This is a genomic window from Mycolicibacterium komossense (assembly GCF_025822605.1).
GTDB classification, from domain to species: Bacteria; Actinomycetota; Actinomycetes; order Mycobacteriales; family Mycobacteriaceae; genus Mycobacterium; species Mycobacterium komossense.
On the sequence record NZ_JACKTY010000033.1, the window covers coordinates 283,181 to 308,994 of the forward strand.

Here is a 25,814-nt window from a genome sequence, read left to right on the forward strand (position 1 = left end):
TGAGACGGTGCCGAGACGTATCGACCACCGAGCCCGGGAACGCGAAGTTGCCGAAGCGGCATGGAAAGTCGTCGCGCGAGACGGTGTAGGGCAGCTCTCGGTGCGTAACGTCGCCGAGGAAGCGGGGTTGGCGACGGCCTCGCTACGTCGAGCTTTTCCGACCCAGGACGCGCTACGCGCCTATTGCCTGGAATTGGTTCGTGAACGCACGCAGGCCCGCATCAATGCTGTCGATCAGAACCTTCCTGTCCCGGATTTTGTCGAAGCCTGCCTGCTGCAACTACTTCCACTGGACGACGATCGCAGGTTGGAGATGGAGGTCTTCATCGCGATCGGGGTCCTGGCACTGACCGACAGCGCACTTCGTGGCCCCTATGGGAAGGTGCACGACGAACTCGCACTGGGGTGTACGTCCTTGCTGGGCATGCTTGCGCACGACGGGCCGTACGGTGATGTGAGCGACGCCGACATCGATATCGAATCGAAGCATTTGCATGCGCTCGTCGACGGGCTTGCTTTACATCTCGTGCGGCAGCGACGCACCGAACCTACCGACTGGGCGACCGAGATTCTGTCCACCCACTTGGGACAACTCCGAGATCGATGGCGGCAGTGACTAGCGCCGGCCGAGGGCGCGGTCAGTTGTTCGCCGGGTTGCCGATCCCAGCCCCAGGCGCCGGGCGATCTGCAGATCCGCCGGGGTGTCGATATCGCACCGTAGCCCTGGCCACGCACCGGTGAGCTCGAACGCACCCGAATGGCCATGGCGGACAGCAGAATCCGCTCCAAAGAGCGGATTCAACGGGGAGCCGAAAGCGAACAGGGCCGAGGTGCCGGTGCCATGGCGATCGGAGACGAAACTGCGAGGAAAGGCCCGGGCCGCACTGATCGCCTCGGCGAGCTCGCGGGTCTGCAATGCGGGCAGATCTCCCTGCAGCACAACAATATTCGGGGTCATTGGCAACAGCGCGGTCTCGGCGGCGCCGATCGCATTGTTCAGCGGATTCGGGTGACCCTCCGGAGTCGGGTCGAGCAATACCTGCGCGCCCAGCTCAGTCACAGCCGCGGCCGCGTCCTGGTCTGGGGTGACCACGGTGATCGACTGCAGCGTCGCCACCCGCGACGCGGCGGTGATCGTGTCGACCAGCATCGCCAGTACCACCCGCTCACGGGTCTCGGCGGAGAACACGGGAGCCAGCCGGGTCTTGGCGATCCCGAGCTTCTTGACGGCGATGATCAGCGCGACGTCACCGCCGGGGCGGCGGCTGCTGTTCAAGGGACCGTCCCCGTGCGTGCCGCTCATGAGGCCATCTTGCCAGCGGAGCCCGCTCCCATCGTCACGCACTAGGGTGGAAGCGCCCGATGCGGCGGCACTATTCCAAGATTTCGGTATTGACGACACAGCGAGGAACTCCTGCGATGGCCAGCACGGTAGGCACCGCGGCGGTGCTGGGCTCAGGTGCCTGGGGAACGGCTCTGGCCAAGGTACTCGCGGATGCGGGTAACGACGTCCGGCTCTGGGCCCGGCGTGCGGAGGTCGCCGACGAGGTGAACAGCACCCACCGCAACCAGGGCTACCTGCCCGATGTCGAGTTGTCGCCGGCGATTCGTGCCACCACCGATGCCGCCGATGCGCTCGACGGTGTGACGACGGTGCTGCTTGCGGTGCCCGCGCAGAAGCTACGAGGAAACCTCGAACACTGGGCGCCGCTGATCACTCCCGGCGCCACCCTGGTCAGCCTTGCCAAAGGCATCGAGCTGGGCACGCTGATGCGGATGAGCCAGGTCATCATCCAGGTCACCGGCGCCGACCCCAGCCAGGTCGCAGTGCTGTCCGGCCCCAACCTGGCCAGTGAGATCGCCCAGGGACAACCCGCCGCCACCGTGATCGCCTGCACGGACTCCGGCCGGGCGGTCACCCTGCAGCGATCGCTGAACACCCGCTACTTCCGGCCATACACGAATGCCGATGTGATCGGGACCGAGATCGGCGGTGCCTGCAAGAACGTCATCGCACTGGCCTGCGGCATGGCGGCGGGCGTCGGGCTTGGCGAGAACACCGCGGCGGCGATCATCACCCGCGGACTCGCCGAGATCATGCGGCTGGGCATCGCGCTCGGTGCCAAAGGTGCGACGTTGGCCGGGCTGGCCGGGGTGGGTGACCTCGTCGCCACCTGCAGTTCGCCCCAGTCGCGCAACCGCGCCTTCGGCGAGCGCCTCGGCGAGGGGGAGTCGCTCGACGCCGCTCAACGCGCCACCGGCGGCCATGTCGTCGAGGGGGTCACCTCGTGTGAGTCCGTGCTGGCGCTGGCATCGAGCTATGACGTCGAGATGCCGCTGACCGAGGCCGTGCACGGTGTCTGCCACCGCGGTCTTTCTGTTGTCGAGGCCGTAGCGCTGTTGCTCGGCCGCAGTACGAAGCCGGAGTGATGGACCCATGAGTGCAATCGGCTACGGCGATTCCACCCGCAGCGTCAAGGCGGTCAGCTCGGTTGCGGTGCCGGGCCAGGCGGTGGCGCCTCTGCCCGTGCCCGCGTCCACCTTTCATCTGTCGGCCGAGGAGTCGGGCGAGCACGACTTCTACGGCCGTGCCTCCAACCCCACCTGGCGCGAGGTCGAGGCCGCTCTGGCGCAGCTCGAGGGAGCCGCGTCGGCGTTGGTCTTCGGATCGGGGATGGCGGCGATCACCGCGGCGCTACGGGCCCTTGCCAAGCCCGGCTCGGTAGTGGTGGTACCTGCCGACGGTTACTACCAGGTCCGCCGTTACGCCACGGAATACCTTGCACCACTGGGTGTTACGGTTCGTGAAGCGCTGAGCTTCGAGATGGTCGACGCCGCCCGCGACGCCGACGTCGTGCTCGCCGAAACTCCCGCCAATCCCACCCTGGATGTCGTCGACCTGCATGCGTTGGCTGCCGTCTGCCGCGGGCGCGGGGCCCGCCTGCTGGTGGACAACACCACCGCGACCCCGCTGGGACTGCAGCCGTTGTCGCTTGGCGCCGACCTCGTGGTGGCCAGCGCCACCAAGGCGCTGTCCGGACACAGCGACCTGCTGGCCGGCTATGTTGCAGGCAGTCAGCCCGAGTTGATGGCCGCCATCGCCCGCGAGCGGCTGCTCGCCGGGCCGATCCTCGGGGTTTTCGAAGCCTGGCTGCTGCTGCGCAGCCTGGGCAGTGCAGGCCTGCGCATCGACCGGCAGTGCCACAGCGCGCAGGCACTGGCGACGATGCTGCGCGGTCACCCCGCCGTGCGGTCGGTCCGGTACCCGGGCCTGGAGGGCGACCCGGCCCACGACATCGCGTGTGCCCAGATGCGCCGCTTCGGTGGATTGGTGTCCTTCGAACTCGCCGATGCCGCCGCGGTGTACGCACTGGTCGAGCGCAGCGACCTGCTGGTCGCGTCGACCAGCTTCGGTGGGATCCACACGTCGGTCGACCGCCGGGCCCGCTGGGGCGATCCGGTCAGCGACGGGTTCGCACGCATCTCATTGGGCATCGAGGACACCGACGATCTGCTCGCCGATATCGGACGAGCGCTGGGTCCGGCGGCTTGAGCGAATCGTGTCCGACCCTCGGGGGCGGTAGCCTCTTCAGGTTGTGACCGCTCGCTCCAACCCACGTATCCGCGTCGCCGTCGTCTTCGGCGGCCGCAGCAGCGAACACGCCATTTCGTGCGTCTCGGCCGGCAGCATCCTGCGCAACCTGGATCCGGAACGGTTCGAAGTGGTTCCGGTCGGCATCACGCCGGACGGGGCGTGGCTGCTCAGCGATGCCACGCCGGCCAGCCTGGCCATCACCGACGGCAAGCTGCCGGAAGTCGCCGGAACCTCGGGCAGCGCGTTGGCGCTCAGCGCCGACCCCCACCGGCGAGGCCAGCTGATCTCCCTCGGACGTGGCGCCGGTGAGATCCTGGCGTCGGTCGACGTGGTGTTCCCCGTGCTGCACGGTCCCTATGGCGAGGACGGCACCATCCAGGGTCTGCTGGAACTGGCCGGGGTGCCCTACGTCGGGGCGGGCGTGCTGGCCAGTGCGGCCGGGATGGACAAGGAGTTCACCAAGAAGCTGCTGGCCGCTGAGGGTCTGCCGATCGGTGACCAGATCGTGTTGCGGCCCGGCCGGGAGACGCTGGAACCCGAGGAGCGGCAGCGGCTGGGCCTGCCGGTGTTCGTCAAGCCGGCCCGTGGCGGTTCCTCGATCGGTGTCAGCCGGGTGACACAGTGGTCCGAGCTGGCGCCGGCCATCGCCTCTGCACGCAAACACGACCCGAAGGTGATCATCGAAGCAGCCGTACCCGGCCGGGAACTCGAATGCGGGGTACTCGAATTGCCCAGCGGCGCTGTCGAAGCCAGCACTGTCGGCGAGATCCGGGTCGCCGGTGTGCGCGGCCGCGAAGACGGCTTCTACGACTTCGCCACCAAGTATCTCGAAGATGCCGCCGAACTCGACGTGCCCGCCAAGATCGACGACCAGGTGGCCGACGAGATCCGGCAGCTCGCGATCCGCGCCTTCCACGCGATCGACGGCCAGGGTCTCGCCCGGGTCGATTTCTTCCTGACCGATGACGGCCCGGTGATCAACGAGATCAATACGATGCCCGGCTTCACCACCATCTCCATGTATCCCCGGATGTGGGCTGCCAGCGGGGTGGATTATCCGACGCTGCTGGCCGCGATGGTGAACACGGCTGTCGCGCGGGGGACCGGGCTGCGCTGAGGACGGCCCGGAGAGCCTAGGCGGCCGGACCCGGATCGAGGGGCCGGGCGGGCAGAGTGTCAGAAATCACCCGGGAAATATCCTGGATCGGCGTCGGGCCCGAATCCTGGGGCAGCGTCAGTGCCACATAGATCCCGCGGTCGACCGCGAACCACGTGATGAGGCCGCTGGCCGGGTCGGCGACGCGGAACCATTGCACGTCGTCGACCTGTTGAATGGGCGTCCCCACCACGAAGTCGCCGGGGCGGTCCAGGCCGCAGCGGAGGATCACCGGATCGGTGCCCGGCGCGGTCCGCCAGGCAGCGGTGCTCTGCGGGACGGGATCGGCGGCCGTCGCCCGCCGATAGTCACCGAGTTGATCCGGTACCGCGTTGAGCAGGGCATGGCAGGCCGGATCTCCGGCATGCGGGGCCGGGGCCGACGAAATGGCAACGGGGGTATCCGCAGGTTTACGGTTCGTGGCGATACCGAAGATCACCCCGACGGTGGCAACCGCGATGACCAGCGCCGCGATCAGCACCGCCCGTGGCGGTCCGTCGCGATCGGTGGGCGACGGGGTTTCGGTGCTCAAGCGGTCTCGAGGCCCCCGGCCTCGTTGGCGATGGGACAGGTCAGGGTGCGGGTGATGCCTTCGACAGCTTGCACACCGGACACGATATCGGCCTGTAGGGTGCGCATGGTTTCCGAGGTCACCCGGACCACGACGTCGTAGGGGCCAGTCACGTATTCCGAGGACAGCACGCCCGGCAGCGCAGCCACCTGCTTGGCGACGACCTCAGCGCGGCCCACTTCCGTCTGAATCAGCATGAAGGCCTCGACCACCCGTACTCCTGCCTCACTGTTGATGACCGGCTGTGGCGGGGGCTGCATGAATGCGCCCCACATACACTGGCGTGTCCTGTCGCTGGCTGCGTCGACAGGGACCAAACGTACCGCAGGTCGTGCCGGTGTTCAGGGCAGGCGACCGGCCCAGGCAAGAGGGTGAGATGGGCAACGATCCCACGATGAGGGAGCTGGGCGAGTTCGCCGTCATCGACCGGGTGGTGGCGGACCGCCGTCAGCCGGCGACCGTCGAAGTCGGTCCTGGTGATGACGCGGCAGTGATCTCGGTGCCGGATGGCCGGGTGGCGGTGTCCACCGACATGCTCGTCGAGGGCAGGCATTTCCTGCTCCACTGGTCCACGCCGCACGACATCGGTCGCAAAGCCATTGCGCAGAACGCCGCGGATATCGAGGCCATGGGTGGTCGCCCGAGCGCGTACGTGGTCGGTTTCGGCGCACCGTCTGACACCCCGGCGCGACATGCCGCTGAGTTGTCCGACGGGATGTGGGAGGAAGCGGCCAAGACGGGTGCCGGGATTGTGGGTGGTGACCTGGTCAGCAGCCCGCACTGGGTGGTCTCGGTGACCGTCCTGGGTGACCTGGGTGGGCGCGCCCCGGTGCGCCGCGATGGCGCCCGCCCCGGTGCCGTCGTCGCCGTCGTGGGCGAGCTCGGCAGATCGGCCGCGGGGTTCAGCCTCTGGGACAAGAACATTGGGGGTTTCAAGGAATTGCGCCGCCAGCACCTGGTGCCGGAGCCACCATATGGTCAGGGCCGGGTGGCCGCCGAGGCGGGTGCGATCGCGATGACCGATGTGTCCGACGGGCTCGTCGCCGACCTCGGCCACATCGCCAGAGCATCCGGTGTTGCCGTCGACCTGTCCCTGGCGGCGCTGGCGGCTGACCACGATGCGCTGACGCAGGCCGGCCAGGCAGTCGGCGCCGACCCATGGGACTGGGTGCTCGGAGGCGGCGAGGATCACGCGTTGGTGGCCTGTTTCACGGGGATGCCACCGGCCGGGTGGCGGGTGATCGGGCAGGTGGTCGACGGACCCGCGGAAGTGTGGGTGGACGGGCGGAACTGGACCGGTTCCGTGGGTTGGGAGTCCTTCAGTTGAACCGGACCGGTTAGGTTGTCTGACGTGAGTGCGCGCCCCCTCAAAGACCTCGTCGACGACGGTTGGGCACGAGCCCTCGAGCCAGTCGAGGGGCAGGTCGCGCAGATGGGGGAGTTCCTGCGCGGCGAGATCGCCGAAGGCCGCGGGTACCTGCCCGCCGGAGCGGACGTGCTGCGTGCCTTCAGCTTTCCCTTTGACACGGTGCGGGTGCTGATCGTGGGCCAGGATCCGTATCCGACGCCCGGGCACGCGGTGGGGTTGAGCTTCTCGGTGGCGCCCGAGGTCCGGCCGCTGCCACGGAGTCTGGAGAACATCTATAAGGAGTACGAGGCCGATCTGGGCTATCCGAAACCGTCCAGCGGTGATCTGTCGCCGTGGTCGACGCAGGGTGTGATGCTGCTCAACAGGGTGCTCACGGTGCGCCCGGGTACGCCGGCCTCACATCGCGGAAAAGGTTGGGAAGCCGTCACGGAATGTGCGATCCGGGCATTGGTGGCCCGCGAGCAACCGCTGGTCGCGATTCTGTGGGGTCGCGATGCGGCCACCCTCAAGCCGATGCTGGGCGCCGAGTGCGCGTCGATCGAATCGGCCCACCCGTCACCGCTGTCGGCGTCGCGAGGGTTCTTCGGGTCCAGGCCGTTCAGCCGAGCCAATGCACTGCTCGCCGAAAAGGGTGCCGAACCGATCGATTGGCGACTGACCTAACCGACGTGCGTGGTGCTCGGCGCCAACGAGACCGTCGTCGATACCTCAGGTGTCGTGGACGGATCTGTTCTCGGGTCGTTGCCGCCACAGCCAGTGACCACGGAAGCGACTATTGCGAGAACACAGAGCGGGCGCACCATGGCAGGTGCTTACCCGGCGATCTATGCCGCAACGAATGTTGGCGTGTCAGCCGGACGTGTTCGGCTGACTGCTCTCGGCCTCGTTTCCTCGGCCGAGCGGCGTCTAGCCGCGAACCACCTTGCCGGCCTTGATGCACGACGTGCAGGCGTTGACGCGCTGCTTGTTACCGCCGGGACGGCTCACCGCGTGCACGACCTGGATGTTCGGGTCCCAGCGACGGTTGGTACGACGATGGGAGTGCGACACGGACTTACCGAAGCCTGGGCCTTTCCCGCAGATATCGCATACGGCAGCCATTAGTCACCACTCCTCGTTGTAAAAAGCTTTGAGTCGATACTGGCGGGCCAACAACCAGCTAAGGGTGACCCGACAACCTGACCAGGATACCGACCGCACCGGAGATCACCAAAATGGTGTGCACAGCCCAGCTGTCCGAGCATGTCTGTCAGCGGTAATGACTAGGCTGACGCCCGCACAGAGAAGGGGTCAGGGATGTCGGATCGTCGGCTCGACGGGGCCGCTCTGCGGGAATGGGCGCATACCGCGGTGGGGGATTTGATTGCCTGTACCGACGAGATCAACCGGCTCAACGTGTTTCCCGTGGCCGACGCCGATACCGGCACCAACATGCTTTTCACCATGCGTTCCGCGCTCGCCGAAGCCGATTCGTCCGCCCCGGCCCCGGCCGATGTCGCGGCGGTGGCCACCGCGCTGTCGCGGGGTGCGTTGCACGGTGCGCGGGGCAATTCCGGGGTCATCCTGTCGCAGATCCTGCGGGGTGTCGCCGATGTGACTGCGTCCGCGGCGACCGACACGCGAGGTGAGCTAGGCGATATCGACGCCCCCCTGATCGGCGCAGCCCTGCGTCACGCCGTCGGGTTGGTGGTGTCGTCGATGGGTGGCGACGTCGTACCCGGCACCATCGTCTCGGTCCTGCAGGCTGCCGCGACCGCCGCCGAGGACGCCGCCGCCGACGGCGCCGCCCTGGCCACCGCTGTCGCGGCTGCCGCCGACGCGGCCGTCATCGCCCTGGACCGGACGCCGCAGCAGTTGGCCGTGCTCGCCGACGCGGGTGTGGTCGACGCGGGCGGCCGCGGACTGGTGGTGCTGCTCGATGCGCTCAGCTCGACGATCGCCGGGTATGCCCCCGTTCGGCCGGTCTACGAGGCACAGGCCGGGCACGCGGCCGCGGCGCCGGCGGCCGCGCCCCCACCTCTGCAGTTCGAGGTGATGTATCAGTTGGCCGGGTGTGGCGCCGAACGCGTCGGTGCACTGCGCGACAAGCTGGAGGGGCTGGGTGACTCGGTTGCGATCGCGGCCGCATGCGCCGACGGCGGGCACTCGGTGCATGTGCACACCGACGATGCCGGCGCCGCGGTGGAAGCCGGGCTCGGTTTCGGCACCCTGAGCCGCATCCAGATCTCCGCCCTCAATGCCGGTGCCTCGGGTGTGGCGCCGGGCAGCTGGGCCAGAGACCGGGCCGTCTTGGCGGTCGTCGACGGCGACGGAGCGGAGAATCTGTTCGCAGGGGAAGGGGCGGCGGTATTGCGACGGGACGCCGATCCTGACCTCGCGATCAGCGCGCAGCAGCTGGTGCGCGCCCTGGTCGACACCGGCGCCGCGCAGGTAATGGTGCTGCCCAACGGATACGTCGCTGCCGAGGAATTGGTCGCCGGCTGCACCGCCGCGATCGGGTGGGGGATCGACGTGGTGCCGCTGCCCACCGGTTCGATGGTGCAGGGTCTGGCCGCCCTGGCCGTCCACGAAGCGGACCGCCTCGCCGTCGACGACGGGTACACGATGGCCGCGGCTGCGGGCGCGACCCGGTACGGCTCGGTCCGCGTCGCCACCGAGGACGCACTGACGTGGGTGGGGCCGTGTCGGCGAGGCGACGGGCTCGGAATCGCCGGCGACGAAGTGCTGGTGGTGCGCCACGATGTGACGGCGGCCGGTCGCGGGCTGATCGACCTGCTGCTGGGCGTCGGCGGAGAGCTGGTGACCATTCTCATCGGCGAAGAATTGGACGGCGACAAGGCCGAAGAGGTGGCCGCCCTGCTCGGTGAACATGTGCGCCGGCATCATCTCGGCACCGAGCTGGTCAGCTACCTGACCCGTCATCGTGGTGATGCTCTGATCATCGGAGTGGAGTGACGTGGCGGAACTCACGGACCGGCTCGACTTCATCATCGGGAAGAAAGCGGCCAAATCGCTGGATGAGGTGTTCGGCATCCGCCGGGTCGACGATCTGCTGCGGCACTACCCGCGCAAGTACAACAAGGGCTCGTCGGTCCTCGGCGAGGACGACCAACCGCCGGAGGAAGGTGAGCACATCACCTTTGTTGACACCATCGCCAAGGCCGACCTGCGCTTCACCAACAAGCAGCCCAGGCGTGAATACCTCGTCATCACCCTCGGTGATCGGCGTCCCAAGGTCACCGCGACGTTCTTCAACGCCAAGTTCCTCAAACACAGCCTGGTCGAAGGGACGCGGCTGATGCTGTCCGGTGAGGTCGGTTTCTTCAAGGGCGTCATGCAGCTGACACATCCGGCGTTCCTCGTGCTGGACTCGCCGAAGGGTAAATCCGGTGCCGGCAGCAAGTCTCTGAAGGCGATGGCCGAGGGCTCGACCGGCGCCGACGGCGAGCTGGACATGTCGGTGTTCGAACGCGACTTCTTCCCGATCTACCCGGCCAGTGCGAAACTGCAGAGCTGGGATATCTACCGCTGTGTGCTCCAGGTGCTGGCGGTACTGGATCCCGTCGTGGATCCGCTCCCCGAAGATGCTCTGCGCGAACGGAATCTGATCTCCGAGGACCGGGCGCTGCGCGCGGTGCATCTGGCCGAGAGTGCGGCCGAACGCGAAGTCGCCCTGGACCGTCTGCGGTTCGACGAGGCCGTCGGGCTGCAGTGGGAACTGGTCAGCCGTCGCTACGGCGAGCTGTCCGAGACCGGCCCCGCGGCCCCGCGACAGGCCGGCGGGTTGCGGTCCGCGCTGGAATCCCAGCTGCCCTTCGAGCTGACCGCGGGGCAGAGCGAGGTCCTCACGACGATCTCCGACGAGCTGGAATCGACCCGGCCGATGAACCGGATGCTGCAGGGCGAGGTCGGATCCGGGAAGACCGTAGTCGCGCTGCTGGCGATGCTGCAGATGGTCGACGCGGGCTATCAGTGCGCGATGCTCGCCCCCACCGAGGTGCTCGCCGATCAACACGCCCGCTCGATGCGTGAGGTGCTTGGACCGTTGGCGACGGCAGGTGAGCTCGGTGCGCCCGACGTCGCGACCCGCCTCACGCTGCTGACGGGTTCGATGTCGGCGGCGCAGAAAAGGGAGGTGCGCGCGGAGATCGCCTCGGGCGAGGCCGGTATCGTGATCGGCACACACGCCCTGATCCAAGATGCCGTCGAGTTCCGTCGGCTCGGCATGGTCGTGGTCGATGAGCAGCACAGGTTCGGCGTCGAGCAGCGGGATCAGTTGCGCGCCAAAGCAACCGGAGGCATCACCCCACATCTGCTGGTGCTGACGGCGACGCCGATCCCGCGCACCGTCGCGCTGACCGTGTACGGCGACCTGGAAACGTCCACGTTGCGCGAACTGCCGCGCGGACGCCAGCCCATCAGCACCAACGTGATCTTCGCCAAGCAGAAGCCGACCTGGCTGCAGCGCGCCTGGGCTCGCGTCGTCGAAGAGGTTCGGGCAGGCCGTCAGGCATATGTGGTGGCGCCGCGCATCGATGATGACGACAAACCGAAGGTCAACATCGCGTCGAAAGACGGTGCGCCACCGCGTACTGCGCAGGCGGTGGTCGATCTGCACGCGAAGCTACAGGCGGGACCGTTGGCGGGGCTGCGGGTCGGCCTGATGCACGGCCGGTTGTCGGCGGAGGAGAAGGACGCTGTGATGGCCGGGTTCCGGGCCGGCGAGATCGATGTGCTGGTGTCCACGACGGTCATCGAGGTGGGTGTCGACGTGCCCAACGCCACCGTGATGGTCATCATCGACGCCGACTGGTTCGGGATCAGCCAGTTGCATCAGCTGCGTGGGCGGATCGGCCGCGGCAGCCATCCCAGCCTGTGCCTGCTGGTGACCGACCTACCCGAAGGGTCCAAGGCGGGGACGCGATTGCAGGCGGTCGCCTCGACGCTGGACGGATTCGAGCTCGCCGATCTCGATCTGATGGAGCGAAGTGAGGGAGATGTGCTGGGCCGCAACCAGTCCGGGCGTGCCATCGCACTGAAGCTGTTGTCGCTCAACCAACACCGCGAGATCATCGAGGACGCGCGGCAGTTCTGTGAGCAGAGCTACCGGCGCGACCCGTCTGATCGCGGGCTGGAGCTGCTGGCCAGTCACTTCACCGACACCGAGCAGATCGAGTATCTGGACAAGTCGTGAAGCGCACAACCGTGGCCTGGTTGGCGGTTGCCGCCGTGCTGTCGTTGATCGTCGCCTACCAGGTCGTCGACGCGGCGGGGGAGCGGGCCGACTGGTACATCGCGCAGGCCGATGCACCCGTCGTTGCTCCCGGTGCCGACGTCATGGCGGGAATCGAACTGATACCGGCCAGGATTCGCAGCTACGACTACCGCCGGGCCGCTTTCGGTGAGGCATGGGACGACAACAACGATGCGCCGGGTGGCCATAACGGCTGCGATACCCGCAACGACATCCTCAATCGCGATCTGGTGGACAAGGTGTTCGTGGCCATCAAACGCTGCCCGGATGCCGTGGCCAGCGGCACGTTGCACGACCCGTATACCAACGCCACGGTCGCCTTCGTGCGCGGTAATCAAGTCGGCGCCTCGGTGCAGATCGACCACATCGTCCCACTGGCGTTGGCCTGGGATCTGGGCGCACGCGACTGGACCGATGCGATGCGGCTCCGATTCGCCAATGACCCGGCCAATCTTCTTGCGGTGCAGGGCCAGGCCAACCAGGACAAATCCGACGGGGAACCCGCGGTCTGGATGCCGCCGAATCACGCCTTCTGGTGCCAGTATTCGGTGCAGTTCATCGCAGTACTGCGGGGGTATGCGCTGTCGGTGGACGAGGCATCCGCGGGAACCCTGCGCGAGGCCGCCGCGACCTGCCCGACTGGCTGAGCTGCGAGGCTAGTCACGAACCGAGAAGCGTTCGACGCCAGGATATTTCTCACCCAAAGATGTGACGGCGAACCCGATGGCGGCGTAGAACTCCACGCCATCTCGGTCCGTCTCGGCGACGATCGGCAGGCCGCTGGGCACCGCGCGGCGCAGCGCACCGAGGAGCGCAACCCCGACCCCGGTTCGTCGCCGGTCTGCGGCCGTCGCGATGTGCAACACGGTGACCGCGGCATCACTCACGGCGTAGCCGAGGACCCCGACCAGATCGCCATCGAGATGCGCTCCCAGAAGCGCTGTCGCCGAATCGTTTCGGTATCGCTGAATTGCCGAGGCGGGGTCACTGGCGGCACAGTGGAGTAGTTCGGATAAGCCCGCCTCGTCGATGGTGGCGGTTCTGATCTCGACCGGGGCGGACTGTTTCGCCGTGCGGCGGTAGCCACTGAACAACGGACCCCCCGACTCGTCGAGGATGTGGCGGACCGCCTGCTGCATCAGTGTGCTGTCGTCGGTGGCGGCTGCCCGTAAACCGTGGACGAGCCTCGCGGCCTGGTCGGTGCCGCGCTCCCGGTCGAGTGCTTCGAGTTCCCGCAGGAGCCATTTCCCGCTGCCACTCCAGTGCCGGTGAGTGCTCAAGAGCAGATCCCCGGCTTCCCGCAGCAGTGCGGCGGCGACGGTCAGGGCCTCGTCGACGGTGACCGCACTGTCGAGGTCCGTCAGAAGATCGTTGACCGCGTATCGTCGGGCGGCCATGTGGTCGGGCGGCTCTGGCGGCGGCCCGAGTTGGTCAATCCGGTGCAGAGCCTCCCGCAGGCGTTGGCCTGATCCGTCGTGGTCGAGCAGCACGATCGCAGTACCCACCAGGCGCATCGTGGTCGGCCTGCGCCGTCGACGATCCTGCGCGCAAAACTCCAGCAGCGAATCCTCCGTCTGGACAAACATCTCGACCGGCCAGCCCTCGACTATCTCCGACGACCGGTAGGGCGCCGGCAGGCCGTCGAGCAGTACCGTGATATCGAGATCCGAGGTCGCCGTGGCATTTCCAGCCGCGACGCTGCCGCCCAACCATGCTGCCCGGGCCTGCGGGAAACGCCGCGTTACCAACTGAAGCGAGACCGATACCCCGTCGGGTCGCACCCGGGCCGTCATCGCTAGCGATATTCCGCGAAGCGGTCGAGGGCTTCGACGGCGTGTTCACCCATCTGCCCGCCAGCGGTGTGCCCGGCGCCGGGCACGATATGCAGCTCGGCCGCGGGCCATTCTTGAGCCAGCTCCCACGCGATATCCGGCGGACAACTGAGATCGAGTCGCCCGTGAATCAACGACGCTGTGGTGTTCGTCGTCAGATCCACCGCGGCGTCACCGGCATGCGGTGTGCTGCGTCCGCAACCTCGCTGATCGAAGAGCACAAGTCGATACTTGTCGGGATCGAACGGCCGCCGCATGGCGGGCACACAGCCCGAGCCGGGGCCGCCGTGTACTGCCAGCGCCGGTAGACCGGTGAGATTTCCGCAGGCCTCCCAGTAGACGCGGTTGCCGTCGCCGACGTCGAGCATGCCCGACTCGTATGGCTCGATCGGAGGGTAAAGACGTCGATGTTCCCCCACGCCTGATCACGTTACGGATGAGCCGACACGTGCGCGAGCACAATATCGGCGACCCGTTCGACAGGCACGGTGGTGACCACTTCCACGGTGGCAGCCGCCCTCAACAACGGTTCGACCGTCTCCACATGGCCGAGCGTCTCTGCGAGTTCTGCCGGGTCCTGGCCGTAGGGATTGGTGCGCCGCGTCGTGAGTCGTTCGGTGAGCACGTCGGCAGGAGCACTCAGCAGCACGATGTGTGCGAATCGCGAATAGAACACTGTCTGATTGCGGGTGGTGCCCGAGACGAACAGCAGACCCTCGCGGTGCGCCGACAGCAGTGCGTCTATTCGATCTGCCCGCCACAGGCTTTCGCCGTCGACGGTCTGGTGGTAGTCGCCGTAATCGGTGTCGACAGTGTGGTGTCCGCGGGCGGCGAGCTCGCCCAGTAGCGACGACTTGCCCACCCCGGACATGCCGGTGATCAACACGCATGTGCCCACCGCCGAACGGTAGCGGAAAACCGGTTGCCGCCTGCGGCCGGCGCATGGTGGCATGGAGTGAATGGATGTGGTGTTCAGACGACTCAACGAGCGGCAGTACGGGATCGGGCTGATCCGTGACGGCAGACGCGACGTCGGCGGCGATGTCGCGGTTCGGGTGGCGCCCGGCGATGCCCGCGTGCCACACGATCTCGTGCATTTCGTCGTCGAGGAGCAAGCGCAGTTGACACTTGCGGTCTTCGGTCAATGTGCGGCCGGTGGCGAGGTTGGTGGGTTCTTCCGCGCAGCGGTCGGCAAACAGGGGAGCGCGCAGCGGGCGCGGCGCTCGCGCCGCTTGGCGGTGCGGGCAGGGCGGAAGTGGGGCGCTCGGAACAACTGCCCGGGTTGGCGCGCAGCGGATCCATCGCCGCCGACCTGATCGTCGGGAACCAGCGCTTCGGTCTAGTGGAAAAGCCGAGGGTTGGACCAGTGTCCCGCCACCGAACCCCGCCTTCGATCCAGAACTGTTTGACCATCGCCGCAGGTGCGCTCGTGCTGCGCATCCTGGCTCGGCGACCGACGCTCATCGGTGCACCCGTCTGGCGAGACACCCCTGCGATCCGAGGCGCGCAGGTGATAGGCATGGCCTTCACCGGATAGTGGTGGTACCGCCCAGACATCGCAGTACCGAGGCGGCTTAGCCGTTGAAGGTGTCCGGGTCCTCGCGGAAGCGGGTTCCGTCATCGAGACCGTTGAGGGCGTCCATATCCTCGGTGCGCAACTCGAAATCGAAGACGTCGAAATTCTCGGCGATCCGTTCGGCCGACTTCGACCGCGGGATGACGACGTTGCCGAGCTGCAAGCTCCAGCGGATCAGCACCTGGGCGGCGGTCTTGCCGTACGACCCGGCGATCGATTGCACTGTGGCGTTTTCCAGCACCGCGCCGACACCCAGCGGGCTGTAGGCCTCGGTCACGACGTTCTGCTCGGTGTTGTACGCCCGCACCTGAGCCTGGTTCAACAGCGGATGCAACTCGACCTGGTTGACCGCCGGTAACGAGAACGCCAGCTCGATCAGCGTCTGGAGATGCTCGGGATGGAAGTTGCAGACACCGATCGAACGGGCCAGGCCGTCTTCGCGGGATCGCATCATCCCGCCGAAGCTGTCGATATACATGTTCTTCCCTGGCGCGGGCCAATGGATGAGGTACAGGTCGACGTACTCCATGCCGAGCCGGTCCAGGCTGGCCTTGAGAGCGTCCTGCGATTGCCCGAAACCCTGATTGGGTGTGTCGAGCTTGGTGGTGACGAACACCTCGGCGCGAGGGATGCCCGAGGCGGCGATCGCCCTGCCCACCGCAGCCTCGTTGCCATAGGCGGCCGCGGTGTCGATCAGTCGGTAGCCGATCTCCAACGCGGTCGACACCGCGTGTTCCGTCTCCGCATCCGAGAGTTCGCCGACGCCGAGGCCGAGAACCGGCATCGTGTTGTCGTCATTGAGCCCGATTGATGGAACGGTCGCTCCCGACTGGCCGATCGACGTCATCTCACCTCACTGCGCTTGAAGGTTCGTGGATCGGGCCTGCATCGAATTACGCACGAATTGTGCACAACAGAATGGGGTCGCCGACTTCGGGAACACGATATTACCGAGTCGATATGCAACCTAATCAGCCACAGCGCACGGCTGGGAATTACCGTCATGCACCGTGATGGACATGAGAACCCCCGGTGTACTGCGTGCGATCACCCGCGCGACGCCCGCAATCGCCGCTGTGCTGCCGGACCCGGTGAAGAGGCTGCTGTCCGGCAAGCGGGCGGTGGTCGTCGACGGGAACACCCTCGATCCCACGCTCCAGTTCTTCCTCGCGGGCGAGCGGGCGTTGGGCCTGACCGGCCTGGTGGTCGATCACGACGTCGCCAGGACCCGGGCGATGACCCACGATTCGTGCGTGACACTGGGTGGCCCATCAGCCGAGGTCGGCGTGCAGACTCTGTCGCTCCCCGGACCGGCGGGTCCGATCGGTGCCCGGCACTACCGGCCCAACGACCGCGGTGCGACGGCATTGCTCGTCTACTTCCACGGCGGCGGCTTCGTCTTCGGTGACCTCGACAGCGTCGACGCGTTCTGCCGTCGGGTCTGCGACGGAGCCGGCGTGCACGTGCTGTCGGTCGACTACCGCCTCGCTCCGGAGCACAAGGCCCCGGCCGCAGTGGAGGATGCCGAAGCTGCCTTCCGCTGGGCGGTCGAGCACGCCGCCGAGCTGGGCGCAGATCCTGACCGGGTCGCAGTCGGTGGAGACAGTGCCGGCGGCGCGCTGGCCGCGGTGGTCTCCCAGTTGGCACGCGACGGGGGTGGCACCGCGCCCTGCCTTCAGCTCCTGCTCTACCCCATCACCGAACTGAATGCGCAGACCCGATCCCGCACCCTGTTCGCTGACGGTTTTCTGTTGACGCGTAGCGATATGGACTTCTTCCATCGCCAGTACCTGGACGGCTCCGACCTCGATCCGACGGATCCGCGGATCTCGCCGATGCTGACCGAAGACCTGGCCGGACTGCCACCCGCGGTGGTGGTCACCGCCGGATTCGATCCGCTGCGCGACGAGGGCAACAACTATGCCGCCGCACTCGCGGCCGCGGGTGTTCCCGTTGACCTCCGCGAACAGCGCTCGATGATCCACGCGTTCATCAATCTGGGTGGGTTGGGCGGGGGTTGCGACCGCAGCATCGGCGACATCGTGTCCGCCCTGAAAGATCATCTGCAACGCAGTTGAGCCCGGCGTGCGGGAGCGGGTGAGGCACGCCGGTACTCTGGAGGCGCCTTTGACGAATTGCGTCTGACAAGCGCGCCCCGCGAGCACGAGGATCACCGACACTGTGGCCACCAAACCGAAACGCCCTGCCAAGTACGACTTGAAGTCGGCTGACCGCAAGCGCAATCTCGCGATCCAGATCGGCCTGACCGCTGCCGTGGTCCTCTTCGCCGTGGCGCTTGTCCTCTACATCGTGATGTCCAGCGACAAGAAGCACTCCGGCGACCTGCAGGCCGTCCGCGTGGCCAGCAGCGACGTCATCAAGAAGGACGGCAGCTCGGACCCGAAGGCTGTGCTGTCGGTCTACGAGGACTTCCAGTGCCCGCACTGCCGCGACTTCGAAAAGGCGTTCGGCCGCACGATCGGGCAGCTGGTCACCAGTGGTGCCATCGCCGTCGACTACAACATGGTTTCGATCCTGAACTCCTCTGCGAACCAGAAATACTCGACGCGGTCCGCCAACGCGGCCTACTGCGTGGGTGATGCGGATACGACGCCCACCAAGGAAAACTTCGTCCGCTTCCACACCGCGCTGTTCGCTCAGCAGCCGCCGGAAGGCGCGCCCGCCCCGGACAACGCGGGTCTGATCGAGACGGCGCGGCAGGCCGGCACCGCCCCCGACAAGATCACCGACTGCGTGAACTCGGGCAAGTACAGCGATATGGTCGACGGCCTGGCTGCCGCGTCCAAGATCAACGCCACCCCGACCGTGCGGCTCAATGGCGAGGACATTCAGCTCCAGACCCCGGCCGACCTGGTTGCCAAGGTCAAGGCGATCGTCGGCGACGTGCCCGGTATGGACGTCCCCGCAGCGCCCGCAGCGCCCGCGCCCGTACCCGTGCCCGCGGCACCCCCGGCATCGTGAGCGTCGCGTCGGCCGCCGACCTGGAGCCCACGCAACCGCACGCCGATGGCGGTCCCGGTCGGACCGGCGTCACGGTGCACCGCGCGAGTGCCCTGTGGGTGCTGATCGCCGGCATCATCGGTCTGGCGGCCGCCGCGACTCTGACGATCGAAAAGATCGAGATCCTGATCAACCCGGCCTACGTGCCGTCGTGCAGCATCAATCCGGTGCTGTCCTGCGGGTCGGTGATGATCACGCCGCAGGCCTCGGTCTTCGGCTTTCCCAACCCACTGATCGGCATCGCGGGGTTCGCCGTCGTCGTCACCACCGGTGTCCTGGCGGTTGCGAAAGTGCGGCTGCCGCAGTGGTATTGGGTCGGCATGTCAGTCGGCACCGCGCTCGGTGTCGCCTTCGTGCACTGGCTGATCTTCCAGAGCCTCTACCGCATCGGTGCACTGTGCCCGTACTGCATGGTGGTCTGGTCGGTCACTATTCCGCTGTTCGTGGTCGTGACGTCGATAGCGTTGCGTCCGCTCGCCGGTAACACGGTGTTGCGCTGGATTTATCAGTGGCGCTGGTCGCTCGTCGCGTTGTGGTTCACCGCGATTATTCTGATGATCCTCATGCGTTTCTGGAACTACTGGTCCACGCTGATCTAGATGACTGCCAAGGTCTCCAAAGTTCTCGTTGCCAACCGGGGAGAGATCGCGATCCGCGCGTTTCGCGCGGCCTACGAGCTCGGTGTGGGAACGGTCGCGGTATATCCCTACGAAGACCGTAATTCGGTGCACCGGCTCAAGGCTGACGAGTCGTATCAGATCGGCGAGGTCGGCCATCCGGTGCGGGCGTATCTGTCGGTCGACGAGATCGTCGCCACCGCCCAGGCCGCCGGCGCCGACGCGGTGTACCCGGGCTACGGATTCTTGTCGGAGAACCCGGAGTTGGCGGCGGCGTGCGCGGCCGCCGGGATCACGTTCGTCGGTCCCGATGCCGAGATCCTGGAGCTGACCGGCAACAAGTCGCGCGCCATCGCAGCGGCACGTGAGGCGGGACTGCCGGTACTCAACTCGTCGGCGCCGAGTGCGTCGGTCGACGAGCTGCTCGAGGCGTCCAAAGCCATGTCGTTCCCACTGTTCGTGAAAGCGGTCGCGGGTGGGGGCGGCCGCGGTATGCGCCGCGTGACAGAGCCGGCAGCTCTTGCCGAGGCGATCGAAGCGGCCAGCCGCGAAGCGGAGTCGGCGTTCGGGGACCCGACGGTGTTCCTGGAGCAGGCGGTGATCAACCCGCGTCATATCGAGGTTCAGATCCTCGCCGACACCCACGGCAACGTGATCCACCTGTTCGAGCGTGACTGCAGTGTGCAGCGCCGGCACCAGAAGGTGATCGAGCTGGCGCCCGCACCGAACCTCCCGCCGGAGCTGCGGGACAAGATCTGTGCTGACGCGGTGGCGTTCGCCAGGCACATCGGATACACCTGCGCGGGCACGGTGGAGTTCTTGCTCGACGAGCGTGGGCATCACGTGTTCATCGAGATGAACCCGCGGATTCAGGTGGAACACACCGTGACCGAGGAGATCACCGACGTCGACCTGGTGTCCTCGCAGTTGCGGATCGCCTCCGGCGAGTCGCTGGAAGATCTTGGCTTGAGCCAGGATTCGATCGTCGCGCACGGTGCGGCGCTGCAGTGCCGGATCACCACCGAGGACCCGGCCAACGGCTTCCGGCCCGACACCGGTCGGATTACTGCTTACCGGTCTCCGGGTGGGGCGGGTATCCGCCTCGACGGCGGTACCAACCTGGGTGCCGAAGTGAGTGCGCATTTCGACTCGATGCTGGTGAAACTGACCTGCCGCGGCCGGGACTTTTCGACCGCTGTACGCCGCGCGCGCCGCGCGGTCGCGGAGTTCCGGATACGTGGGGTGTCGACGAACATCCCGTTTCTGCAGGCGGTTCTGGACGATCCGGACTTCCAGGCCGGGCGAATCACCACGTCGTTCATCGAGGAGCGTCCGCACCTGCTGACCGCGCGGTCTTCGGCTGATCGCGGCACCAAGATCCTGACTTACCTGGCCGATGTGACGGTGAACCAGCCGCATGGCGAGCGGCCGTCGACGGTATACCCGCAGGACAAGCTGCCCAATATCGATCTGTCCTTCGACCCGCCGGCCGGTTCCAAGCAGCGGCTCGCGGAGCTGGGGCCGCAGGGTTTTGCGCGCTGGCTTCGCGAATCCAAGGCGGTCGGGGTTACCGACACCACGTTCCGCGATGCGCATCAGTCGTTGCTCGCCACCCGGATCCGGTCGACCGGCCTGCTGATGGTGGCGCCCTATATCGCGCGACTGACACCGCAGCTGCTGTCGGTGGAGTGCTGGGGCGGTGCGACCTATGACGTGGCGCTGCGCTTCCTCAAGGAGGATCCGTGGGAACGGCTGGCCGCACTGCGCGAGGCGATCCCCAACATCTGTCTGCAGATGCTGCTGCGCGGTCGCAACACCGTGGGCTACACGCCCTACCCTGAACTGGTCACTTCGGCGTTCGTCGACGAGGCCACCGCGACCGGTGTCGACATCTTCCGGATCTTCGACGCGCTGAACAATGTGGAGTCGATGCGCCCGGCTATCGACGCGGTACGCGAAACCGGTTCTGCGGTAGCCGAAGTCGCGATCAGCTACACCGGTGACCTCAGCGATCCCGGCGAGAAGCTCTACACGCTGGACTACTACCTGAAACTCGCCGAGCAGATCGTCGATGCCGGCGCCCACGTGCTGGCGATCAAGGACATGGCCGGGCTGTTGCGGGTGCCGGCCGCGCAGACGTTGGTCACCGCGTTGCGCAGCCGGTTCGACCTGCCGGTGCACGTGCACACCCATGACACACCCGGCGGTCAGCTGGCCACCTACACCGCGGCGTGGCACGCCGGGGCCGATGCCGTCGACGGTGCGGCCGCGCCACTGGCCGGCACCACCAGTCAGCCTGCGCTGAGTTCGATCGTGGCGGCCGCCGCCCATACCGAATACGACACCGGGCTGTCGCTGAGTGCGGTGTGTGATCTGGAGCCGTACTGGGAGGCGCTGCGAAAGGTCTACGCGCCCTTCGATGTCGCGGCGTCCGGTCCACCCGCCCCGACAGGGCGGGTGTACACCCATGAGATTCCCGGCGGGCAGCTGTCGAATCTGCGCCAGCAGGCCATCGCACTGGGCTTCGGCGACCGGTTCGAGGAGATCGAGGCCAACTACGCCGCCGCTGACCGTGTGCTGGGCCACCTGGTGAAGGTGACGCCGTCGTCGAAGGTCGTCGGTGACCTGGCGCTGGCACTGCTCGGAGCGGGGGTGTCCGCCGAGGAGTTCGCCGCCGATCCGGCTCGTTTCGATATCCCGGATTCGGTGATCGGCTTCCTGCGCGGCGAACTGGGGGACCCGCCGGGAGGCTGGCCGGAACCGTTGCGGACCAAAGCATTAGAGGGGCGGGGACCGGCGAAACCGACCGAAGAGCTGACCGCCGACGACGAGACCGCGCTGGGTAGCCCCGGCCCGGCGCGGCAGGCTGTGCTGAACCGGTTGCTGTTCCCCGGACCGACCAAAGAATTCGAGGTGCACCGCGAAACCTACGGCGACACCTCGCGGTTGAGTGCGAACCAGTTCTTCTACGGGCTGCGCCAGGGTGACGAGCACCGGGTCGAGCTGGAGCGCGGCGTCGAACTCCTGATCGGCCTGGAGGCCATCTCCGATCCCGACGAACGCGGCATGCGGACCGTGATGTGCATCATCAACGGCCAGTTGCGTCCTGTGTTGGTCCGCGACCGGAGCATCGCCAGTGAGGTGCCGACCGCCGAGAAGGCCGACCGCGCCAACCCCGACCATGTCGCCGCCCCGTTCGCGGGAGTGGTCACCGTCAACGTGGGCACGGGCGACAAGGTCGACGCCGGCCAGACCATCGCCACTATCGAGGCGATGAAGATGGAAGCCGCCATCACCGCACCGAAGGCGGGCACCATCGCCCGGGTCGCAGTCTCGGACACCGCGCAGGTCGAGGGTGGGGACCTACTGGTGGTCGTCGAGTCGACGAAGCCGCCGAGGAACGAGGCGGTCGAGGAGCGAGACAATGCGGTCGAGGAGCGGGACCATTAGGAACGTCGAGTCTTGACCCGCATCGTCGCCGGCACCGCAGGCGGCCGGCGGGTCGAGGTGCCGCCACGGGGGACCAGGCCGACCACCGATCGGGTCCGTGAGTCACTGTTCAATGTCTTGGCCGCACGGCTCGACTTTGCCGGCCTGTCGGTGCTGGATCTCTATGCCGGCTCTGGAGCGCTGGGGCTGGAGGCGCTGTCCCGGGGTGCATCCGCTGCATTGTTCGTCGAATCCGATCAACGGGCCGCCGCCGTCATCGCCAAGAACGTCGCCACCCTCGAACTCGCGGGCGCGACCGTGCGCCGCGGGACCGTCGCCGCGTTCGTCGCCTCCGCTGCCGCCGGCCCCGTCGACCTGATACTGGCGGACCCGCCCTATGACGTCTCCGCGGCGGAAGTGCAATCGGTGCTCACCGCACTGACCGGAAATGGTTGGGCTGCAACGGGAACCGTGGCCGTGATCGAACGGCCCGCCGCGGGGCCGCAGCTGGTGTGGCCGCGTGGCTGGGAACCCTGGCGCGCACGCCGCTACGGCGACACCCGGCTGGAGATGGCCGAGCACACGGACTGAGCGCAGGGCTGATTGCGGGCCGGCCTGCCCCTGCTAGCGTCTTCGAGCATGAGTGGCGCCGTCTGCCCAGGATCGTTCGACCCGGTGACGCTGGGGCACGTCGACGTGTTCGAGCGCGCCGCGGCGCAGTTCGACGAAGTGGTGGTGGCCGTGCTGGTCAATCCCAGCAAGAACGGCATGTTCAGCCTCGAGGAACGCCTCGAGATGATCGCCGAATGCACGACCCATCTGCCTAATGTGCGGGCCGCCGCCAGCAGCGGCCTGGTGGTGGATTTCGTTCGTTCTCAGGGCCTCAACGCGATGGTCAAGGGGTTGCGCACCGGTACCGACTTCGAGTACGAGCTGCAGATGGCGCAGATGAACAAGCACATCGCCGGGGTGGACACCTTTTTCGTCGCTACCACCCCGCAGTATTCGTTTGTGTCGTCCTCGCTGGCCAAAGAGGTGGCGCGATTCGGTGGAGACGTCTCGAAGCTGCTGCCGGAGTCGGTGAACCGGCGTCTCCACGAGAAACTCCACGAACAGTCCTGATCCACGTTCACACCCCTGCAACTGCCACTCGTCTTCGCCGCTGCGGCGCGATAATGGCGACAGGGTGTGCTGGGTGTGCCGGCGCCGGCCGGAGTAAATAGCGACACACCGGTCGACCTAGCACAGTCACAGAAGTAACACCAGGCACACTAGTAACAACGCTTTTCCTGGATGAGACCTGGAGGTTCGCACCGTGTACCGAGTATTTGAAGCGCTCGACGAGTTGGGTGCCATTGTCGAAGAGGCCCGCGGTGTACCGATGACGGCGGGCTGTGTGGTCCCTCGCGGTGACGTCCTCGAGCTCATCGACGATATCAAGGATGCGATTCCTGGCGAACTCGACGACGCCCAGGATGTGCTGGACGCGCGTGACTCCCTGCTGCGCGATGCCAAGCAGCACGCGGACAGCATGGTCTCGTCGGCCACGACGGAAGCCGACTCCACGCTGGGCCATGCCAGGGCCGAGGCGGACCGGTTGCTCTCCGATGCCAAGTCGCAGGCCGACCGGATGGTCGCCGAAGCGCGCCAGCACTGCGAGCGCATGGTCGGGGAAGCTCGCGAAGAGGCGAATCGCCTGGCAGTCAGTGCCAAACGCGACTACGAGACCAGCGTCGGCCGGGCCAAGGCCGAAGCGGACCGACTGGTCGACAGCGGCAACCTGTCCTACGAGAAAGCCGTTCAGGAAGGCATCAAGGAGCAGCAGCGCCTGGTGTCCCAGACCGAGGTCGTGTCGTCGGCGACTGCCGAGGCGACCCGGCTCGTCGACACCGCGCACGCCGAGGCCGACCGGCTGCGTGGCGAATGCGATATCTATGTCGACAGCAAACTTGCCGAGTTCGAGGACTACCTGAACGGGACGTTGCGTTCGGTCGGTCGTGGGCGTCACCAGCTGCGTACCGCAGCCGGTACCCACGATTACGTCCAGCGCTGAATACGCCGCTGTCACTGACTGGGTATCGGGCGCGGACCGTCATGGTCGGCGCCGTACAATCCCCGCTATGGCCAGGCCCACTACGGCAGCAGGGCGTCGGCTTCCGCCGTCACCGCTGCGCATCGACATCTCGCGGTTGGGCCGCCGGCCCGGTTTCATGATGACCGTCGAAGAGACGGTGGCCAGCCCGTCGCGGATCGGACTCGATCTCGTCGCCATCGACAAGGGCGCCGCGGTCGATCTCGAGCTCCGTTTCGAAGCGGTGTCAGAAGGCGTTCTGGTGACCGGCACGGTCTCGGCACCCACCACCGGACAGTGCGCGCGCTGCCTGTCGCCGATCACCGGCGACGTCGAGATCTATCTGACCGAACTGTTCGCCTACCCCGACACAGTCACCGAGTCGACCACCGAGGAAGACGAAGTGGGTCGAATCGTCGACGACTACATCGACCTCGAACAGACCATCGTCGACGCGGTCGGTCTCGAATTGCCGCTGGCGCCGTTGTGCACCGATGACTGCCCGGGCCTGTGCCCGCAGTGCGGCGTCGCGCTGGCCACCGCCGAACCGGACCACCATCACGACCTGATCGACCCGCGCTGGGCCAAGCTCGCCACCCTGCTCCCCGACGAGCCGCAGGACACCCCGTGACCGCGCCACGCCAGCCGCTCCTCGATGCGCTCGGTGTGGACCTTCCCGATGAGCTGCTCACACTGGCGCTGACACATCGCAGTTATGCCTACGAACACGGTGGTCTGCCCACCAACGAACGGCTGGAATTCCTGGGTGACGCCGTACTCGGACTGACAGTCACCGACGAGCTGTTCCACCGCCACACCGACCGCGCCGAAGGAGACCTGGCCAAACTGCGGGCCAGCGTCGTCAACACCCTGGCACTGGCGGATGTCGCGCGCGGCCTGACCGAGGGCGGCCTGGGCGCTCACCTGCTGCTGGGGCGAGGTGAGGTGAACACCGGCGGGGCCGACAAATCGAGCATCCTGGCCGACGGAATGGAATCGCTGCTCGGTGCGGTCTACCTCCATCACGGGATCGACACCGCCCGGAAAGTGATCCTGCGGCTCTTCGGCCCGCTGATGGACACCGCGCCGACCCTGGGGCCGGGCGTGGACTGGAAGACCAGCCTGCAGGAGCAGACGGCATCGCTCGGCCTCGGCGCGCCGACCTACGTCGTCACCTCGACCGGGCCCGACCACGACAAGCAGTTCACCGCGATGGTGTTCGTGACGGATATCGAGTACGGCACCGGTATCGGCCGGTCGAAAAAAGAGGCCGAACAAAAAGCTGCGGCGATGGCGTGGAAAGCGCTCGATCCGGCGTGAGTC

General features: G+C 66.9%; 26 protein-coding genes and 1 pseudogene. 19 read left to right on the forward strand and 8 right to left on the reverse strand.

All coding sequences use genetic code 11. From position 1 onward, the window contains the following. The first annotated feature begins 7 nt into the window (after positions 1–7). Positions 8–616 carry a TetR/AcrR family transcriptional regulator gene (locus tag H7J73_RS21925; RefSeq protein WP_264069781.1) on the forward strand — a complete coding sequence of 203 codons (609 nt, stop codon included), beginning with the start codon at positions 8–10 and terminating at the stop codon, positions 614–616. On the opposite strand, the gene cofC is transcribed toward H7J73_RS21925, so the two are convergent. After that, positions 617–1,303: a 2-phospho-L-lactate guanylyltransferase gene (cofC, locus tag H7J73_RS21930; RefSeq protein WP_264069783.1), complete on the reverse strand. Its 687-nt coding sequence runs from the start codon at positions 1,301–1,303 to the stop codon at positions 617–619. Between the two features lie 116 nt (positions 1,304–1,419). Here cofC and H7J73_RS21935 point away from each other — a divergent pair, with 116 nt between their 5' ends. Genes H7J73_RS21935 through H7J73_RS21945 form a run of 3 tightly spaced genes read left to right on the forward strand, consistent with a single transcriptional unit; the run spans position 1,420 to position 4,712 of the window. After that, positions 1,420–2,430, forward strand: coding sequence for an NAD(P)H-dependent glycerol-3-phosphate dehydrogenase (locus H7J73_RS21935; RefSeq protein WP_264069784.1), 1,011 nt, complete (start codon positions 1,420–1,422; stop codon positions 2,428–2,430). 7 nt (positions 2,431–2,437) lie between these two features. After that, entirely contained in the window at positions 2,438–3,553 is a 1,116-nt protein-coding gene (locus H7J73_RS21940) for a cystathionine gamma-lyase (protein ID WP_264069785.1), read from the forward strand. Between the two features lie 43 nt (positions 3,554–3,596). Beyond that, entirely contained in the window at positions 3,597–4,712 is a 1,116-nt protein-coding gene (locus tag H7J73_RS21945; protein WP_264069786.1) for a D-alanine--D-alanine ligase family protein, read from the forward strand. A gap of 16 nt (positions 4,713–4,728) precedes the next feature. Here the strand turns inward: H7J73_RS21945 and H7J73_RS21950 are convergent, their stop codons facing one another. Both H7J73_RS21950 and H7J73_RS21955 read right to left on the reverse strand, forming a co-directional pair. Further along, positions 4,729–5,283, reverse strand: a complete 555-nt coding sequence (locus tag H7J73_RS21950; RefSeq protein WP_264069788.1) for a DUF3515 domain-containing protein — start codon at positions 5,281–5,283, stop codon at positions 4,729–4,731. After that, positions 5,280–5,534, reverse strand: coding sequence for an Lrp/AsnC ligand binding domain-containing protein (locus tag H7J73_RS21955; RefSeq protein WP_264069922.1), 255 nt, complete (start codon positions 5,532–5,534; stop codon positions 5,280–5,282). The genes H7J73_RS21950 and H7J73_RS21955 overlap by 4 nt, the downstream gene beginning before the upstream one ends. 164 nt (positions 5,535–5,698) lie before the next feature. Here H7J73_RS21955 and H7J73_RS21960 point away from each other — a divergent pair, with 164 nt between their 5' ends. Both H7J73_RS21960 and H7J73_RS21965 read left to right on the forward strand, forming a co-directional pair. After that, positions 5,699–6,649, forward strand: a complete 951-nt coding sequence (locus H7J73_RS21960) for a thiamine-phosphate kinase (protein ID WP_264069789.1) — start codon at positions 5,699–5,701, stop codon at positions 6,647–6,649. A gap of 24 nt (positions 6,650–6,673) precedes the next feature. Then, complete coding sequence (locus tag H7J73_RS21965) at positions 6,674–7,354, forward strand: uracil-DNA glycosylase (RefSeq protein WP_264069790.1); 681 nt, start codon at positions 6,674–6,676, stop codon at positions 7,352–7,354. Between the two features lie 243 nt (positions 7,355–7,597). Here the strand turns inward: H7J73_RS21965 and rpmB are convergent, their stop codons facing one another. Beyond that, positions 7,598–7,792, reverse strand: a complete 195-nt coding sequence (gene rpmB, locus H7J73_RS21970) for a 50S ribosomal protein L28 (RefSeq protein ID WP_264069791.1) — start codon at positions 7,790–7,792, stop codon at positions 7,598–7,600. 195 nt (positions 7,793–7,987) lie between these two features. On the opposite strand from rpmB, the gene H7J73_RS21975 reads away from it, so the two are divergent. Genes H7J73_RS21975 through H7J73_RS21985 form a run of 3 tightly spaced genes read left to right on the forward strand, consistent with a single transcriptional unit; the run spans position 7,988 to position 12,592 of the window. Next, on the forward strand, positions 7,988–9,646 hold the full coding sequence (locus H7J73_RS21975) for a fatty acid kinase ATP-binding subunit FakA (protein ID WP_264069792.1): 1,659 nt from the start codon (positions 7,988–7,990) through the stop codon (positions 9,644–9,646). Between the two features lies 1 nt (position 9,647). Continuing rightward, positions 9,648–11,885, forward strand: coding sequence for an ATP-dependent DNA helicase RecG (gene recG / locus H7J73_RS21980; RefSeq protein ID WP_264069793.1), 2,238 nt, complete (start codon positions 9,648–9,650; stop codon positions 11,883–11,885). Beyond that, the gene (locus tag H7J73_RS21985) at positions 11,882–12,592 is read left to right on the forward strand and encodes an HNH endonuclease family protein (RefSeq protein ID WP_264069794.1); all 711 of its coding nucleotides are present in this window, start codon (positions 11,882–11,884) and stop codon (positions 12,590–12,592) included. The genes recG and H7J73_RS21985 overlap by 4 nt, the downstream gene beginning before the upstream one ends. A gap of 9 nt (positions 12,593–12,601) precedes the next feature. Here H7J73_RS21985 and H7J73_RS21990 read toward each other — a convergent pair whose 3' ends face one another. The 3 genes and pseudogenes from H7J73_RS21990 to H7J73_RS22000 form a co-directional block, all read right to left on the reverse strand. Beyond that, positions 12,602–13,738: a GNAT family N-acetyltransferase gene (locus H7J73_RS21990; protein WP_264069796.1), complete on the reverse strand. Its 1,137-nt coding sequence runs from the start codon at positions 13,736–13,738 to the stop codon at positions 12,602–12,604. Between the two features lie 167 nt (positions 13,739–13,905). Continuing rightward, positions 13,906–14,145, reverse strand: a pseudogene (locus H7J73_RS21995) (prolyl aminopeptidase); the annotation flags it as partial. A 62-nt stretch (positions 14,146–14,207) separates the two neighbouring features. Further along, positions 14,208–14,675: an ATP-binding protein gene (locus H7J73_RS22000; RefSeq protein ID WP_264069798.1), complete on the reverse strand. Its 468-nt coding sequence runs from the start codon at positions 14,673–14,675 to the stop codon at positions 14,208–14,210. Between the two features lie 61 nt (positions 14,676–14,736). On the opposite strand from H7J73_RS22000, the gene H7J73_RS22005 reads away from it, so the two are divergent. Next, a complete protein-coding gene (locus tag H7J73_RS22005) occupies positions 14,737–15,093 on the forward strand; it encodes a hypothetical protein (protein WP_264069799.1) in 357 nt (118 codons plus the stop codon). A gap of 258 nt (positions 15,094–15,351) precedes the next feature. Here the strand turns inward: H7J73_RS22005 and H7J73_RS22010 are convergent, their stop codons facing one another. Continuing rightward, entirely contained in the window at positions 15,352–16,200 is an 849-nt protein-coding gene (locus H7J73_RS22010) for an aldo/keto reductase (RefSeq protein WP_264069800.1), read from the reverse strand. A 172-nt stretch (positions 16,201–16,372) separates the two neighbouring features. Between H7J73_RS22010 and H7J73_RS22015 the strand changes: the two genes are divergently transcribed. The 9 genes from H7J73_RS22015 to rnc all read left to right on the forward strand — a co-directional run bounded on the left by H7J73_RS22015 (position 16,373) and on the right by rnc (position 25,811). Further along, positions 16,373–17,431 carry an alpha/beta hydrolase gene (locus tag H7J73_RS22015; protein WP_276031556.1) on the forward strand — a complete coding sequence of 353 codons (1,059 nt, stop codon included), beginning with the start codon at positions 16,373–16,375 and terminating at the stop codon, positions 17,429–17,431. 103 nt (positions 17,432–17,534) lie between these two features. Continuing rightward, positions 17,535–18,335 (forward strand): DsbA family protein, encoded by an 801-nt coding sequence (locus H7J73_RS22020; protein WP_264069801.1) that lies wholly within the window; start codon positions 17,535–17,537, stop codon positions 18,333–18,335. 20 nt (positions 18,336–18,355) lie between these two features. After that, the gene (locus H7J73_RS22025; RefSeq protein ID WP_276031630.1) at positions 18,356–18,973 is read left to right on the forward strand and encodes a vitamin K epoxide reductase family protein; all 618 of its coding nucleotides are present in this window, start codon (positions 18,356–18,358) and stop codon (positions 18,971–18,973) included. Then, entirely contained in the window at positions 18,974–22,441 is a 3,468-nt protein-coding gene (locus H7J73_RS22030) for a pyruvate carboxylase (protein WP_264069803.1), read from the forward strand. It abuts the gene before it with no gap. Positions 22,442–22,453: 12 nt separating this feature from the next. Continuing rightward, the gene (gene rsmD / locus H7J73_RS22035; RefSeq protein WP_264069804.1) at positions 22,454–23,011 is read left to right on the forward strand and encodes a 16S rRNA (guanine(966)-N(2))-methyltransferase RsmD; all 558 of its coding nucleotides are present in this window, start codon (positions 22,454–22,456) and stop codon (positions 23,009–23,011) included. A 48-nt stretch (positions 23,012–23,059) separates the two neighbouring features. After that, entirely contained in the window at positions 23,060–23,542 is a 483-nt protein-coding gene (gene coaD, locus H7J73_RS22040; RefSeq protein ID WP_264069805.1) for a pantetheine-phosphate adenylyltransferase, read from the forward strand. Between the two features lie 193 nt (positions 23,543–23,735). After that, complete coding sequence (gene sepIVA, locus H7J73_RS22045; protein WP_264069806.1) at positions 23,736–24,473, forward strand: cell division protein SepIVA; 738 nt, start codon at positions 23,736–23,738, stop codon at positions 24,471–24,473. A 67-nt stretch (positions 24,474–24,540) separates the two neighbouring features. Further along, a complete protein-coding gene (locus H7J73_RS22050) occupies positions 24,541–25,122 on the forward strand; it encodes a YceD family protein (protein WP_264069807.1) in 582 nt (193 codons plus the stop codon). After that, on the forward strand, positions 25,119–25,811 hold the full coding sequence (gene rnc, locus H7J73_RS22055) for a ribonuclease III (RefSeq protein WP_264069808.1): 693 nt from the start codon (positions 25,119–25,121) through the stop codon (positions 25,809–25,811). Before H7J73_RS22050 ends, rnc begins: the two co-directional genes overlap by 4 nt. Positions 25,812–25,814: the final 3 nt, after the last annotated feature.